Origin of the sequence: Streptomyces sp. NPDC006197 (assembly GCF_040613865.1) — a bacterium.
In the GTDB taxonomy this organism is placed as follows: Bacteria; Actinomycetota; Actinomycetes; order Streptomycetales; family Streptomycetaceae; genus Streptomyces.
In genome coordinates this window covers 1-14,348 of record NZ_JBEXSZ010000188.1, presented here as the reverse complement: position 1 = coordinate 14,348, position 14,348 = coordinate 1, and the positions used below count along the sequence as shown (strand labels likewise).

The following is a 14,348-nucleotide window of genomic DNA, read 5'->3' as shown; positions in this document are numbered from 1 at the left end:
GCCGCCGCGAACGGGGCGATCTTCGCCTCCGCGAGGGCACGCACCGACTCACGGAGCATGTCGTGCTCCTCCGAGGGCCGATAGAGGTCGAAGTCCTTACCCATGATGGAGCTCCCCTAGACGCTTGTGGCACTGAGTACCCTCAGCAAAACACACTCAGTGCCATGACGCCAGAGCGCCCCGACGCTGTTCTGCGTCGGGGCGCTAAGAGACCGGATGGTCGGTTTTTATTTGATGGGCGTGCGCCGGGTTTACGAGTCCTCGCGGCGCCGCTTGCTCGCGTCGTACTCGGCGGCCAGCTGCCGGGCGCGGCCTTCCGTCATGTCGAGACTGCTCAGGAGAGCCGGGGTACAGATGCTGGGAAGGAGGTACCGCAGCAGGACGGAGACCCGGTGGGTCAGGTCGTTGCGATCGCGCAGAATCTGCGACATCGTCTGGATCCCCGCGTAGGCGCCCGAGAAGAGCTCGGCGGTATCCGTCACGTCCACGTGGACGAGGATCTCCCCCCGCGCCCTCGCGACCGCCAGGATGTCGGAGACCTGATCGATCCATGCCTGGAACGGCGCGGCCCGGTCGACGCCGACAGCGCCACTGTCAAGGGCCAGCGCGACGCTCGCGCGCACGAGTGCGTCGTGCTGCAGCCGGTGGGCGAGCAGGAAGGCCTGGTCCGCGAGTTCCTGGAGCTTGATCGGCTGGGCCGGCAGCGGCTCGTCCAGCATCTGGGCGTCGAGCACACCACGAGCAAGATCTTCCTTGGACGCGAAGTGGAAGTACAGCGCCCCCTTGGTCACGCCGGCGCGCACCAGGATCTCGCCGATGGTCGTGCGCTCGTACCCGCGCTCCGCGAAGACGGTGGCGGCCGCCTCCAGGATCGCCCGTCGGGTCTTGATCGCACGCGCTTGCTGAGCCAAGGCGCCTCCTGCTGTGTCGCTGTCTGTGCTCGAAGTGTGACATGGAGCATTGCAAAAAAAACCGCGCTGTACGTATTCTAGGTCGGGCGGACCAGGCCGCCCGGGGGCGCGGGGGCGCGAGGGGGATCCATGGATCAGAACCGTCGAGGAGCGACGAGACACGTCCCCGGAGAGTTCGTTCACCGGTCGGATCCCGAGGACATCATCCCCACGGGCTGGACCCGGTTGACGGAGAACCGGTTCTCCGTCGCCGCCCGCTGGCCTGCCGCACATCCCTTCTTCTCTCCGGTGGCAGGGGACCGGCACGACCCCGTACTGGTGGCCGAGACGATACGCCAGACCACCATGCTCCTCGCTCATGCCGAATTCGGGGTACCCGTCGAGGATCAGTTCGTCATGTGGGGCCTCAACTACACCGTCGACGCCGGGACGCTCGCCGTCGACGGCCTCTCCCCGGACATCAGCGTCGACGTCGTCTGCTCCAATCTCGACAGCTGCCGCAGCCGCCTCCGCAACATCCGCACCACCATGGTGCTCACCCGGGACGGTCGCCACCTCGCCACCGGCACCGGCGTGGGCCGCTGCACCTCGGCCCTCGCGTACCGCAGGATCCGCGGCGAGCGGATGGCCGCGCTCGGCCGCCCGGTCCCGCTGATCCCGGGGGTCGCCCCGTGCCTGGTCGGCCGTGAGCACGCCAAGGACGTCGTCCTGGCCCCGGGGACCCGGCCCGGCCAGTGGCGGCTGCGGATCAACACCGGGCACACCACCCTCTTCCGGCGCCCGAACGACCACATACCGGGGATGGTGCTCCTCGAAGCCGCCCGGCAGGCGGCGACGATCACGATGGGCGGCGCGTTCCTGCCCACCACCATGGACGCCGGCTTCTCCCGCTACGCCGAACTCGACAGCCCCTGCTGGATCGAGGCCGAGACCGTGCCCACCGCCGACCCGTCGGTGGCCGCCGTACGCATCGAAGGTCGACAGGACGGCCGGTCCGTGTTCCTCTGTACGCTCACCTCCCCGTCCCAAGACCTGGCGGTGGCCGGCAGAGGCCTCGACAGCCGGCTGGCGGGCTGAACCGGACAGGAACGATGGGCCCTCGCACACTGATCACCGGCGCGACCGGATTCATCGGCGGCCGGGTGGCGGCGACGGCCGCGGACCACACGGATGTCGGACACCTCAGGCTGCTCGCCCGGAGCCCGGCCACCCCTGCGGCGACGACCGGCGACGCCGGGGAGCGGGGGAGCCGGCCGGCGGTCGAGACCGTCGTCGGTGACCTCCGCGACCCCGACTCGCTGCGCCTCGCCTGCGAGGGCGTCGACGTACTGATCCACTGCGCCTCGGCGATCGGCGCCGACGAGGAGACGGCCCGCGCGGTCAACGACGAGGGCACCCGGGCCCTGGTCGACGCGGCCGTACGCGCCGGGGTGACCCGGATCGTCTCCCTCAGTACCGCCTCCGTCCACGGTCGGGGCCCCTTCCGCGCGGCGACGCCCGGCACACTGCCGCTCGCCCCCGGCTCGGCGACCAGCCGGACCCGGGCGGCGGGGGAGCGGCACGTTATGGACGCGGGCGGGACCGTACTGCGACCCCACCTCGTGTACGGCACGGGCGACCGGCAGTTGATGCCCGGCATCGTCCGGCTGCTCGCCGCCCTGCCCGGCCCGCTCGACGGCGGCTCCTCGGTGCACTCCCTGATCGACGTGGACGGCCTGGCGCGGGCCCTGCTCGGCGCGGCGCTCTCCCCGTCGACGCGGCCGGGCCCGTACTACGTCAACCACCCGGAGCCGGTCCCGGTGGCGGGGCTGCTCGCGCCCGGCGAGGCCCTCCTCGCCGGACGGGCGGGCCCGCTCCGTGGGCCGGCGGTGGACATCGCCGAGGCCCGCGCGCTGCTCGCGGACCTCCCGTTCGCGCAGCACCACCTCGCCATGCTCGCCTCCGACCACTGGTTCGAGGACGACCGCCCCTGGCGGGAGTGGGGCCAGGATCCGGGACCGGGGTTCGCCGCGACGATCGCGGACCACATGCCGTGGTACCGGGACCTCCTCGGCCGCTCCTGAGGCAGGTCCTCGGGCGGACCGGCCTCCGAACAGAACGGACCGGCCTCCGAACAGAACCGGTCTCCGAACAGCAACCGGCCTCCGAACAGAAAGAAAGAAGGCACCACTGGCATGTCCGCGCTGGCTGGAAAGACCGCGATCGTCACCGGCGCGAGCCGTGGCATCGGAAGAGGCATCGCCGAGCGGCTCGCCAGGGACGGAGCCCTGGTGGCCGTGCACTTCGGCGGCAACGAGGCGGCCGCCCACGAGACGGTGAAGACCATCGAGGAGGCGGGCGGCCGGGCCTTCCCGTTCCGCACGGATCTCGCGGAGCCGGACGCGGTGGACACCTTCTACGCCGCGCTTGAGGCGGGTCTCGCGGAGCAGGGCGCGGGACCGGGGTTCGACATCCTCGTCAACAACGCGGCGGGGAGCGGCTCGGGCCGGATCCACCAGCTGACCACCGAGGTCTTCGACCGGCTCTTCGCGATCAACGCCAAGGCCCCGCTCTTCCTCGTCCAGCGGGGACTCGACCGACTGCGCGACGGCGGCCGGATCGTCAACATCTCCTCGGTGGCGACGAAGAACGCCTTCCCCGACTCCGTCACCTACGCGATGACCAAGGGGGCCGTCGACACGATGACCCTGGCCCTCGCCAAGGAGTTGGGGCCCCGTGGGATCACGGTCAACGCCGTGGCCCCCGGCTATGTGGCGACGGACATGAACGCGCGGCGCCGTACGACTCCGGAGGCGGCCGCCGCCCTCGCGGCCTACTCGGTCTTCAACCGGATCGGGACGCCGGCCGACATCGCGGACGTGGTCGGCTTCCTCGTCTCCGACGACGCGCGCTGGATCACCGGCCAGTACCTGGACGTCTCGGGCGGCAGCGCGCTCTGACCCCGCGTCGCCCGTGGCCGGGGACGGCCGGCCCTCAGCCGACGGGGGCGTGCGCGGGGGTGGCAGGGGTGCCCGCCGGTTCGAGGGTGGCGAGCGACTCGGGGCCCGCGAGCATCGGGAGCAGGGTGCGCCACAGGCCTGTGACGGTCTTCGGCGACAGCCACTCGCCGTTGTCCCGGCAGAGCGCCTCCAGGCCGATCGTCGCGGCCACGACCGTGCGGGCGAGATCCTGCCGGCGCCCGGCGCCGGCGGCGAGCAGGCCCTCGTCGGCCGCTTCCGCGAGCCGCTGCTGCACACAGCTCTGCCACTCCTGGCGCAGGCTGAGCTCCGTACGGGAGTCGTCGGAGCAGCTGAGCCGGAACCCGGCGCGGACGACGATGTCGTCGCGGAGCAGCCGGGCCAGGGCGTGCGAGGTGTCGGTGAGGTTCTGCAGGGCGTTCGACCGCCGGCCGTACACGATCCGGGCGGTCCGGCGCAGGGTGGTGCAGGCCTCCTGCTCGACGGCTTCGGCGACCGCGGCCTTGTTCTCGAAGTGGAAGTGGAGGGCTCCGGGGCTCACGCCCGCTCCCGCGCTGATCGCGGAGAGCGTGGCCAGGGCGTAGCCGTGCCGGTCGAATTCCTCGGCCGCCGACCTGATCAGTGCGTCGCGGGTGCGCGTGGCCCGCTCCTGTTTGGTCACCCAGGGCTCCAGTAGCTGTAAACCGACTGCTCGGTATTGTACGAGCCGGGGGTCACCTACAGGGTCCGTCGGCGCGTAAACCCTCCCTTCGGGTGAAACCCAGGCCGAAGCGCCGCCGGGGAGGGGTGGTGGGAGCGCACGTCGGACGGGGGCCGGGAGGGCACGGAGGCTCTGGTAAACCGGTTGCGCCGTTTGTCGGGTCGGCGCGACACGGCACCGCTGCCGACGTTCCCCGCTACCGGTCGTCGCCGGTGCGCCTCGGACGGGTGAGGACCACCACCGCGCCCGCGAGCAGCACCACGTTCTTGACGACGAACTCGCCGACCAGCGTGAGCAGCAGCGGGTTGGAGTGGGCGAAGGCGACCGACGGGGTGAGGACGAGCACCGCGAAGGTGCCGCAGAGGTGGGCGGTGAGCACCGGGAGCGCGGCGGCGCGGGCGCGGCCCGACATCAGCCAGAGACCGAGGGCCACTTCGGCCCAGCCGAGCGCGGGCACGAACCAGCTCCCGGCGGGGAAGGGCAGGACGGCGACGACGAGCGCGGCCGCCGGGCTGAGCCCGGCGACCTTGAGCACGCCGAACCAGACGAACACCCCGCCGAGACCGGCCCGGAGCATGCCCAGGCCGTACCGGTGGAGCCGTGGCGCGAGCCGGTCGAAGGCGCCGGCGCGCGGCGGCGGGGCGCCGGGGGCGGTGACGGGAGGGGTCAGTTCGGAGGAAACGGTCATGCGCGGGCATCTCCAACACGAGTCGACGCGGGGCCGGGCGGGGCCGGACGGGGCGGATCGAGGCCGGACGGGGGCGGAGCCGGGCGGGGACCGCTCGGATCACGCCGAAATCGTGGCCGGAGGGGCGGACGCCTGGGCTCACGCTAACGACGTCCCGAGGACCCCCGCGACGCCCATCGCTTCCTTGCATGCCCGCGATGGAAGAAGTCGATCGGCCGTTGCCGGGCGCGATCAATTCTCGCCAGCCTGAGGACTGTTCGAGTTTGTGTTTGATCCCGGGTGATCTTCGGCCGTGGGTGACCCGCAGGCCCGGACCGAGTCCGTCCGCTCCCGGCACCCCGCGAAGGAATCCCCGGATGACCCACCGACCCGCCCCCGCCCCGACCCGCACCCCGCTCACCCGGCGCCGGGTGCTCACCACCTCCGCCGCCGCGGCCGGGGCACTCGCCCTGTCCGGCACCGCCGCCTCGGCCGTCCCCACCAGCTTCGAGGCCGAGACCCGCACCGGCCGCCGCGCCCCCGGCGCCGTGGCCGACCCCAGCGTCGTCGTCCGCTGGAACCAGGCCGCGATGGACGCGATCCTCGGCCGCTACCACGACGCCGGCAACCGCTTCGGCCCCGCCACCGTGAACGCCCGCGCCCTCGCGATCGTCCACAACGCCATCTACGACGCCTGGGCCTGCTACGACCGCCACGCCGTCGGCACCCGCTTCGGCGGCACCCTGCGCCGCCCCCGCGCCGAGCGCACCCTCGACAACAAGAACGAGGCCATCAGCTACGCGGCCCACCTCGCCCTGCTCGACCTGTACCCCGAGTACAAGGTCGCCATCGACTCCATGCTGCGCAGCCTCGGCGGCGACCCCGAGCTCACGGACCCCCGCCCGTACAGCCCCGCCTGGATCGGGCTGCGCACCGCCCGCGCCGTCCTGGAGTACCGCCACGCCGACGGCGCCAACCAGCTCGGCACCCCCGCGTACGGCGACACCACCGGCTACCAGCCGCGCAACGGCCCGCAGACCGCCGGGGCCTTCGACCCGGCCGCGATCACGGACCCGGCGCACTGGACCCCGCTGATCGTGAACGGCAAGACGCAGCGCTACCTCACCCCGCAGTTCGCGGTCATGCAGCCCTTCGCCCTGAGCAGCCCCGACCAGTTCACGGTGCCCGCCCCGCCCGCGTACCCCTCCGTCCGCATGACCGCCGCCATCGAGGAACTCCTCGACATCAGCGCGAACCTGACGGACGAGCACAAGGCGATAGCCGAGTTCTGGCTCAACGACGACGTCACCCCGCCCGGCGCGCAGCAGATGTGGGGACGGTACGTCTCCGCCCGCGACGGCCACGGCGTCGACGAGGACGCCAAGCTGTTCTTCGGCCTCAACATGGCCGAGTGCGACGCCGCCATCGGCTCCTGGGCCGTCAAGCGCGCGTACGACTTCGCCCGCCCCTCCACCCTCGTCCCGTACGACCGGCGCGGGCAGCGGATCCGCGCCTGGGGCGGCCCCGGACAGGGCACCGTCACCATGGACGGCGTGAACTGGCAGGCGTACGTGGCCGTTCCGCCCTTCCCGGCCACCGTCTCCGGACACAGCACCTTCTCCGGCGCCGCCGCCGAGTTCCTCCGCCGCTTCACCGGCTCGGACTCCTTCGGCGACTCGTACCGCTTCAAGGCCGGCGCCTCCACCGTCGAGCCGGGCCTCACCCCGCGCACCGACGTCGTCCTGCACTGGGCCACCTTCAGCGAGGCCGCCCACCAGGCCGGCATCTCCCGCGTGTACGGCGGCATGCACTGGAGCTTCGACAACGAGCCCGGCATCGAGATGGGCCACCGCATCGGCAAGGTCGTCCACTGTCAGGCCGAGCGCTACTTCAACGGCTCCCACCGCTGAGCCGCCCCCTCCGCCGCCCCGCCGATCCGCCCCCGCCGCCCGCCCGTCGCACGAGGAGTACACCGTGAGCAACCAGACCCAGACCCCCGCGGGTCCGGCGGCCCCGCCCGCCCGGAGCCGATGGGCGGGCGGCGCCCCGCCCTTCCCCGGCCCCCGGCCCGCCGTGCTCGGCAGCCTCGCCACCGTCGCCTCGCTGCTGATCCTCGTGGCGCTCGGCGAGGCCACCGGCCACCTCCTGATGATCGCCCCCCTCGCCGCCACCGCGATGATCATCTGCAGCACCCCCGCACTGCCCCCGGCCCAGCCCCGCGGCGTCCTCCTCGGACAGCTCGGCTCCGGCGCCCTCGGCCTCGTCGCCGTCGCCCTCTTCGGCCACTCCCTCTGGGTCGCCGCCGTCGCCGCCGGACTCAGCGTCGGCCTGATGCTGCTGCTGCGGGCCGTCCACGCGCCCGCCGCCGCCACCGCCGTCCTCGCCGCCCTCCAGGACCCCGCGCCCCTGCGCTTCCTCGTCCTGCTCGCCGTCGGCAGCGCCCTGCTCGTCCTCGTGGGCGCGCTCGCCTCCCGGCTCGGCGCGATCGGCAAGTACCCGACGTACTGGTGGTGACCTCCTCCGCACCCCACCCGCCTCAACCCCCAACGGAGCTCCCGTGAACCGAGACAGACTGCTCGTCAGCTGCGAGCAGATCATGGAACAGCTGCGGAACCCCGCGACCCGGGACGAGCGCACGGTCCTCGTCGAGATCACCGACGGCGGCGGCGAACAGGGCCGGATCCCCGACTCCGTCCGCCTGGACTGGACCGGCGACCTCCAGGACCCGGTACGCCGGGACGTCATCGGTCCCGAGGCCTTCGCCGCGCTCCTCGGCCGGCACGGCATCGGCACCGAGCACACCGTCGTCTTCCTCAGCGGCAACAACAACTGGTGGGCCGCCGCCGGCTACTGGCAGTTCAAGCTGTACGGCCACCGGGAGCTCCGGCTCCTCGACGGCGGCCGGGCCCGCTGGGAGGCGCTCGGCGGCCCCCTCACCCGGGACGCCCCGGAGCGCGAGCCCGTCACCTACCCCGTACCAGCCGTCGACGAGACCGTCCGTGCCCGCCGCGAGGACGTGCTCGACCACATCGGCCGCCACCAACTCCTCGACGTGCGCTCCCCGGAGGAGTACCTCGGGCGGAGCAACACCCCGCCCGGCGTGCCCGAGGACCTCGGCGTGCGCTGCGGCCACGCCCTCTCCGCCGAGCACATCCCCTGGAACACGGCCGTCCACCCCGACGGCACCTTCCGCGACCGGGAGGAACTGGTCCGCGCCTACGCGGCCGTCCGCGCCGACGTCCCCACCGTCCTGTACTGCCGTGTCGGCTGGCGCTCCGCGCACAGCTGGTTCGTCCTCAGCGAGCTCCTCGGGCTCCCCGACATCCGCAACTACGACGGCGCCTGGCGAGAGTTCGGCTCCCTCATCGGCGCCCCCATCGTCACCGGACCCCGGCCCTGGGGTCCCGACGGCATCCCGTCCATCGTCGCCCAGCGCGCCCCGGAGGTCCCCGCCCGTGCCTGACGTCACCGTCTTCCGCGATGTGCTCCGCAACGGCTTCGACCAGACCGACCTGCCCTGGGTGCCCTGGACCGAACCCGGCCGCGCCGGCGTCGAGTACGTCGTCCTCTGGGGCCCCGACCCCGCCGAGGACGAGGACTCCGCCTCCCTCCTGCTGCGCTTCCCGCCCGGCGCGCACGGCGACTTCCACGAGCACCTCGGCCACGAGCTGATGCTCGTCCTCGACGGCACCCTCGACCACAGCGACGGGCGCCGCTTCCGCCGCGGCGACCTCGTCGTCGAGGAGCCCGGCACCCGCCACCAGATGTCCAGCGCCGAGGGCTGCACCGTCCTCGCCGTCCGCGCCCGCCCCGCCGCCGCCCGCACCCCGGAGGCCGGCGAGATCACCACGGGCGTCGGCGCGGGCGCCTGACCAGCCGGAACCCCCGAGGCCACCGGGCGCTTCGCACAGGCCCGGCGGCCTCGTTCCGTACCCGCACCCGCCTTCGTACCCGCCTCCCGTACCCCTTCACCCGCACCCCCTTCCGGAGAGAGACGCCATGACACCGTCCGCACGGCCTCAGTCCTTGCGCAGTCCCGAGCCCTCCCGCCGGGTCCTCCTCACCACCGGTTCCTCCGACGCCCACACCTGGAACCTGGTCCACCTCCAGCTGTTCCTGGAGGAGCACGGGCACTCCGTGCTCAACCTCGGCCCCTGCGTCCCCGAGCGACTGCTCGTCGACACCGCCCGGATGACGAGCCCCGACCTCGTCGTCCTCTCCTCCGTCAACGGCCACGGCCACCAGGACGGCCTGCGCGCCGCCCGCGCCCTGCGCGCCGACGACCGGACCCGCTCCGTCCCGATGGTCATCGGCGGACTCCTCGGCATCTCCCCGGAGGGCGCCGCCACCCGCACCGCCGAACTCCTCGACGCCGGATACGACGAGGTGTACGAGGACGGCACCCCGCCCACCGCACTCCTCCGCCTGCTCGCCGGCCTCGACGGCGCGTGTACCGGGCGGGCCGCGGCTTGACCACCTCCGCCCCGCCCTCGTCCCCGCCCCCGCTCGCCCCCGGCGACCTCGGCGCCTTCGTCCAGGACGCGGCCGCCGCCGGCGAACTGGTCGTCCAGCCCCGCATGGGCATGGCCGGACCCGAGGAGATGGCCCGCGGAGTCGCCGCCGTCGCCGCCCTGCCCGAACGGACCGTCGCCACCCTCACCATCGACAGCTACACCCGCGTCGGCGACCACGCCGCCGCCACCGCCGCCCTCCGTGCCGGACGCCCCCTCAACGGCTTCCCCCTGGTCAGCCACGGACCGAGGACCGGCGCACGGGTCGCGTCGGCGGCCGGGCGCGCCACCCCCGTCCAGGTCCGGCACGGCTCCGCCGACCCGATGGCCATCTTCCGCACCATGGCCGCCGCCGGGCTCACCGCCTCCGAGGGCGGCCCCGTCTCGTACTGCCTGCCCTACGGCCGCACCCCGCTCGCCGAGTCCGTCGCCGCCTGGCGCGACTCCGTCCGGTTCCTGACGGAGGAGAGCCGCAGGAACGGCCGCCGGGCCCACCTCGAATCCTTCGGCGGCTGCCTCCTCGGCCAGCTCTGCCCGCCCTCGCTGCTCGTCGCCGTCTCGGTCCTCGAATGCCTCTTCTTCGTGGCCAACGGCGCGACCAGCGTCTCCCTCAACTACGCCCAGCAGACCCACCCCGGTCAGGACGCGGGCGCCCTCGCCGCGCTGCGGAAGCTCGCCGACGAGTTCCTGCCGCCGGCCGTCGACCGCCACATCGTGCTCTACACGTACATGGGCGTGTACCCGAAGACCGTGCCCGGCGCCCGGCTCCTGCTGCGCCGCAGCGCCGAACTCGCCGTGCGCGGCGGGGCACAGCGCCTCATCGTGAAGACCGAGACCGAGGCGCACCGCATCCCCACCGTCCACGAGAACCTGACCGCCCTGCGGATCGCCGCCGAAGCGGCCCGCACCGCCCACGGCACCCGCTCCGGCGCGGGGGCCGACGCCGAGGAGACGCTCACCGAGGCCCGCACCCTGATCACCACCGTCCTCGCGCTCTCCGACGACCTCGGCACCGCCCTCCTGAAGGCCTTCGACCGGGGCCTCCTCGACGTGCCGTTCTGCCTGCACCCGGACAACCGGGGCGCCGTCCGGTCCACCGTCGCACCCGACGGGCGCCTGCGGTGGACCGACCTGGGCGCGCTGCCGCTGCTCACCACCAGCAGGAGGACCTTTCCGATGACCTCGCGACAGCTCTCCGGCATGCTCGGCCGCGTCGCCCGCGAACACGACCGCGCGGCGGCGACCCACCCGGCCGAGCCGGTGCCGCGCGCGGCTCCGCCGCCGGCCCCCGCACCCCTGCGGGTCGCGTTCGTCGGCATGGGCCCGCGCGGCCTGTCCGTACTGGAGCGCCTCGCCGCCCGCTGCGCCGAGGAGCCGCCCGCGCGGCCCGTGGAGGTGTTCGCGGTCGATCCGTACGAGGCGGGGGCCGGCCGGATCTGGCGCACGGACCAGTCGCCCCGGTTCCTCATGAACACCCCCGCCCAGGAGGTCACCATGTTCTCCGGGCCCGCCGACGGCGGACCCCACCGGCCCGGCGCCGGGCCCACCCTCGGCGAGTGGTGGGCCCAGGACGACCCGGCGGGCGCCGACCCCGAGGGGTACGCGCCCCGCGCCGTCTACGGCCGCTATCTGACGTACGTGATGGCGCGGATCGAGGAGACCCTGTCGCCCCGGCTCACCGTCCACCGGGTCCCGGCCCGGGTGATCTGCGCGGACCGGGCGCGGGCCGGGACCGGGCCGGACGGCGCGGCGGGTACGGACGGCGCGGCGGGTACGGACGGCGGTGCGCACCGGCTGCGGCTCGACCGCGGCGACGTCCTCACCGTCGACCGGCTCGTCCTCGCCACCGGGCACCCCCTCACCGAACTCGACCCGGACCAGCGCGCCTGGCAGCGGTTCGCCCGGGAGCACAGCACCCCCGCCCGGCCCGTCCGCTACGTGGCCGGGGGTTCCGCGAGCGAGATGCCGCTCGCGGAGATCCCGGCCGGCGCGAGCGTGGGCATCCTCGGCATGGGCCTCACCTTCTACGACGTCCTCGCCGAGCTCACCCTCGGACGCGGCGGCACCTTCACCGAGGGCCAGGACGGACTGCTCTACCTGCCCAGCGGGAAGGAACCCCGGATCCTGGCCGGTTCGCGCGGAGGAGTGCCGCTGCTCACCCGGGGCGCCAACCAGAAGGGCCCCGAACACCGCTACCGGGCCCGGCTCTTCACCCCCGAGCGGATGACCGCGCTGAGGGCGGCCGAGGCGCCGCTCGACTTCGAGCGGACCGTCCTGCCCTGGCTGCTGGCCGAGGTGAACCTGGTGCTCCTCGCCACCCGGATCCGCCAGGCCCACGGCCCGGCCGCGGCCGAGGAGTTCACCGAGCGGGGCGTGGCCCTCCTCGCGGGCCGCGCCGATCCGCGCCCGCGGCTCCTGGAGCGGCTCGCCGCCGACCACGGCCCCCGGGTCGACCCGCGGCCGCTCACCGGACTCGACGCGCTCGCCCGCCCGTTCGCCGGCCGGCGCTTCGGCTCCTCGGCCGAGTACCACAAGGTGCTCACCGAGTGGCTCCGCGCCGACCTGGCCGAGGCCCGCCGGGGGAACGCCGACGGCCCCCTCAAGGCCGCCGCCGACGTGCTGCGGGACGTCCGGCAGACGATCCGCACCGTGGTCGACTTCGGCGGGCTCACTCCCGACTCGCACCGCTGGTTCCTCGCCGAGTTCGGCCCCGTCGCCGCGATGGTCTCGACCGGACCTCCGCAACTGCGCTCGGAGCAGTTCCTCGCCCTGCTCGCCGCCGGGGTCCTCGAACCGGTCGGCCCCGGCGCCCGCTTCGAGGCCGACCCCGTCGAGGGCCGGTTCGCGGTGGAGTCCGCGCAGGTCGAGAACTCCTGGGTGGCGCTCGACGTCCTCGTCGACGCCCGGGTGCCGGGCACCGACCTGGCGGCGGACCGGGACCCGCTGATCCGGGGCCTGATGGTCGACGGGGAGATCCGCACCTTCACCAACGCGGCCGAGGGGGCGGGGGAGTTCGCCACCGGCGGCCTCGACTGCACCGACGCGCCGTTCCACCCGGTGCGGGCCGACGGCTCGGTGGACACCAGCACGCACGTGCTGGGCATCCCCAGCGAGCACACCCGCTGGTTCACCCAGGTCGGCAGCGGCCGGCCGGGCCCCTGGGGCTCCTTCACCCGGGACGCGGACGCGATCGCGGCGGCCCTCCTGGGAGACGGCGCCGAGACGGACGCGGTCGCTGTGCCTTTACGGGACGGCGGTGCCGAGACGGGCGCGGTCGCTGTGCCTCTAGGGGACGGTGGCGCCGAGACGGGCGCGGTCGCTGCGGCCGCCCCGGGCGGTGGCGTCGCGTGAGCGCCGTCCGTACGCCCGCCCACGAGGAGTACCGGGCCGCCCGTGATCTGCTGCTCCGGCTGCGCGGCGACCGCGAGGCGGCCGTCGCCTCCTTCCGGTGGCCGCGCGCCGAGCACTTCAACTGGGCCCTCGACTGGTTCGACGTGATCGCCGAGGGCAACGACCGGCCGGCCCTGGAGCTCCTCGGCCGACCGGCCCCGGACGGCACCGTCCCCGTCGCCGACCGGGTCTCCTTCGCCGAACTCTCCGCGCGCTCCGGCGCGTTGGCGAACGCCCTGCGGGAGCGCGGGGTCGCCCGGGGCGACCGAGTCCTGATCCTCCTCGGCACCAGGACCGAACTCTGGGAGACCCTGCTCGGCTGTATCAAGCTCGGCGCGGTCGTCGTCCCCACCTACCAGGACCTGACCCGGGACGAGGCGGCCGACCGGATCGCCCGCGGCCGCGTCCGGCACGTGGTCTGCGCCCCCGAACTCGTCCCGCTGCTCGACGACCTGCCGGTACCGGGCCTCCGGATGGCGCCCGGCGCCGACCGCGCTCACGCGACCGACCGGGCCGGTGCGGGGTCCCGGAGGCCGTCCGGCGCCGACCGGGCCCGCTGGTCCCCGTACCCCGACACGCATGGCCCCGGCCGACGGCCCTTCGTCCCGGACGGGCCCACCCGCGCCACCGACCCGTCCTTCTGCTACTTCACCTCCGGCACGACCTCCCTGCCGAAGCTCGTCGAGCACAGCCACGCCGGGTACGGCGTCGGACACCTCTCCAGCCTGTACTGGAGCGGGCTGCGCCCCGGCGACCGGCACCTCAACCTCTCCGCGCCCGGCTGGGCCAAGCACTCCTGGTCCAGCTTCTTCGTGCCCTGGGCGGCGGAGGCGACCGTCCTCGCACCCCCGGACGGCGGCCTCCCGCCGGCCGTCCTGCCCCGGGTCCTCGCCGACCACGGCGTCACCAGCCTCTGCGCGCCGCCCAGCGCCTGGCGGGCGATGCTCCCGCACGTCACCGGGGGAGCGGGCGCCCCTCGGCTGCGCGAGGCGACGGCCGCCGGGGAGCCCCTGACCGCCGAGACGGTGGAGCGCGTCGAGACCGCCTGGGGGGTACGGGTGCGCGACGGGTACGGCCAGACCGAGGCGACCGCCCTCATCGGCCGCGCCCCCGGCGGGCTGGACGCCGACCCCGCGCAAGGGGCGGCCACGCTCCTCCAGACGCAGGTCACCGTCCGCTCGTACCTGGGCGCCTTCCTCTTCCGCACCGGCG

At 74.2% G+C, this 14,348-nt stretch carries 13 protein-coding genes; 10 read left to right on the top strand and 3 right to left on the bottom strand.

What is annotated here, in order from left to right; genetic code table 11:
• Nucleotides 1-251: 251 nt before the first annotated feature.
• A complete protein-coding gene (locus ABZ318_RS35730) occupies nucleotides 252-911 on the bottom strand; it encodes a ScbR family autoregulator-binding transcription factor (protein WP_356906592.1) in 660 nt (219 codons plus the stop codon).
• Nucleotides 912-1,040: 129 nt separating this feature from the next.
• Between ABZ318_RS35730 and ABZ318_RS35725 the strand changes: the two genes are divergently transcribed.
• The 3 genes from ABZ318_RS35725 (at nucleotide 1,041) to ABZ318_RS35715 (ending at nucleotide 3,850) form a co-directional block, all read left to right on the top strand.
• Nucleotides 1,041-1,988 (top strand): ScbA/BarX family gamma-butyrolactone biosynthesis protein, encoded by a 948-nt coding sequence (locus tag ABZ318_RS35725; RefSeq protein WP_356906591.1) that lies wholly within the window; start codon nucleotides 1,041-1,043, stop codon nucleotides 1,986-1,988.
• 14 nt (nucleotides 1,989-2,002) lie between these two features.
• Nucleotides 2,003-2,974, top strand: a complete 972-nt coding sequence (locus tag ABZ318_RS35720) for an NAD-dependent epimerase/dehydratase family protein (protein ID WP_356906590.1) — start codon at nucleotides 2,003-2,005, stop codon at nucleotides 2,972-2,974.
• A gap of 111 nt (nucleotides 2,975-3,085) precedes the next feature.
• Complete coding sequence (locus ABZ318_RS35715; protein WP_356906589.1) at nucleotides 3,086-3,850, top strand: SDR family oxidoreductase; 765 nt, start codon at nucleotides 3,086-3,088, stop codon at nucleotides 3,848-3,850.
• A gap of 34 nt (nucleotides 3,851-3,884) precedes the next feature.
• Here ABZ318_RS35715 and ABZ318_RS35710 read toward each other — a convergent pair whose 3' ends face one another.
• Together ABZ318_RS35710 and ABZ318_RS35705 are read right to left on the bottom strand one after the other, a co-directional pair.
• On the bottom strand, nucleotides 3,885-4,529 hold the full coding sequence (locus ABZ318_RS35710) for a ScbR family autoregulator-binding transcription factor (protein WP_356906588.1): 645 nt from the start codon (nucleotides 4,527-4,529) through the stop codon (nucleotides 3,885-3,887).
• Nucleotides 4,530-4,764: 235 nt separating this feature from the next.
• A complete protein-coding gene (locus ABZ318_RS35705) occupies nucleotides 4,765-5,256 on the bottom strand; it encodes a hypothetical protein (RefSeq protein ID WP_356906587.1) in 492 nt (163 codons plus the stop codon).
• A 356-nt stretch (nucleotides 5,257-5,612) separates the two neighbouring features.
• On the opposite strand from ABZ318_RS35705, the gene ABZ318_RS35700 reads away from it, so the two are divergent.
• The 7 genes from ABZ318_RS35700 to ABZ318_RS35670 all read left to right on the top strand — a co-directional run.
• On the top strand, nucleotides 5,613-7,145 hold the full coding sequence (locus ABZ318_RS35700; RefSeq protein ID WP_356906586.1) for a vanadium-dependent haloperoxidase: 1,533 nt from the start codon (nucleotides 5,613-5,615) through the stop codon (nucleotides 7,143-7,145).
• A gap of 64 nt (nucleotides 7,146-7,209) precedes the next feature.
• On the top strand, nucleotides 7,210-7,749 hold the full coding sequence (locus tag ABZ318_RS35695) for an HPP family protein (protein ID WP_356906585.1): 540 nt from the start codon (nucleotides 7,210-7,212) through the stop codon (nucleotides 7,747-7,749).
• 43 nt (nucleotides 7,750-7,792) lie between these two features.
• The gene (locus tag ABZ318_RS35690) at nucleotides 7,793-8,698 is read left to right on the top strand and encodes a sulfurtransferase (protein WP_356906584.1); all 906 of its coding nucleotides are present in this window, start codon (nucleotides 7,793-7,795) and stop codon (nucleotides 8,696-8,698) included.
• Nucleotides 8,691-9,107: a cupin domain-containing protein gene (locus ABZ318_RS35685; RefSeq protein WP_356906583.1), complete on the top strand. Its 417-nt coding sequence runs from the start codon at nucleotides 8,691-8,693 to the stop codon at nucleotides 9,105-9,107. The genes ABZ318_RS35690 and ABZ318_RS35685 overlap by 8 nt, the downstream gene beginning before the upstream one ends.
• 154 nt (nucleotides 9,108-9,261) lie before the next feature.
• Entirely contained in the window at nucleotides 9,262-9,708 is a 447-nt protein-coding gene (locus ABZ318_RS35680) for a cobalamin-dependent protein (RefSeq protein WP_356906582.1), read from the top strand.
• Entirely contained in the window at nucleotides 9,705-13,097 is a 3,393-nt protein-coding gene (locus ABZ318_RS35675; protein WP_356906581.1) for an FAD/NAD(P)-binding protein, read from the top strand. The genes ABZ318_RS35680 and ABZ318_RS35675 overlap by 4 nt, the downstream gene beginning before the upstream one ends.
• Nucleotides 13,094-14,348 (top strand): AMP-binding protein (locus ABZ318_RS35670; protein ID WP_356906580.1); only part of this gene is annotated, 1,255 nt, incomplete at its 3' end. The genes ABZ318_RS35675 and ABZ318_RS35670, both read left to right, overlap by 4 nt.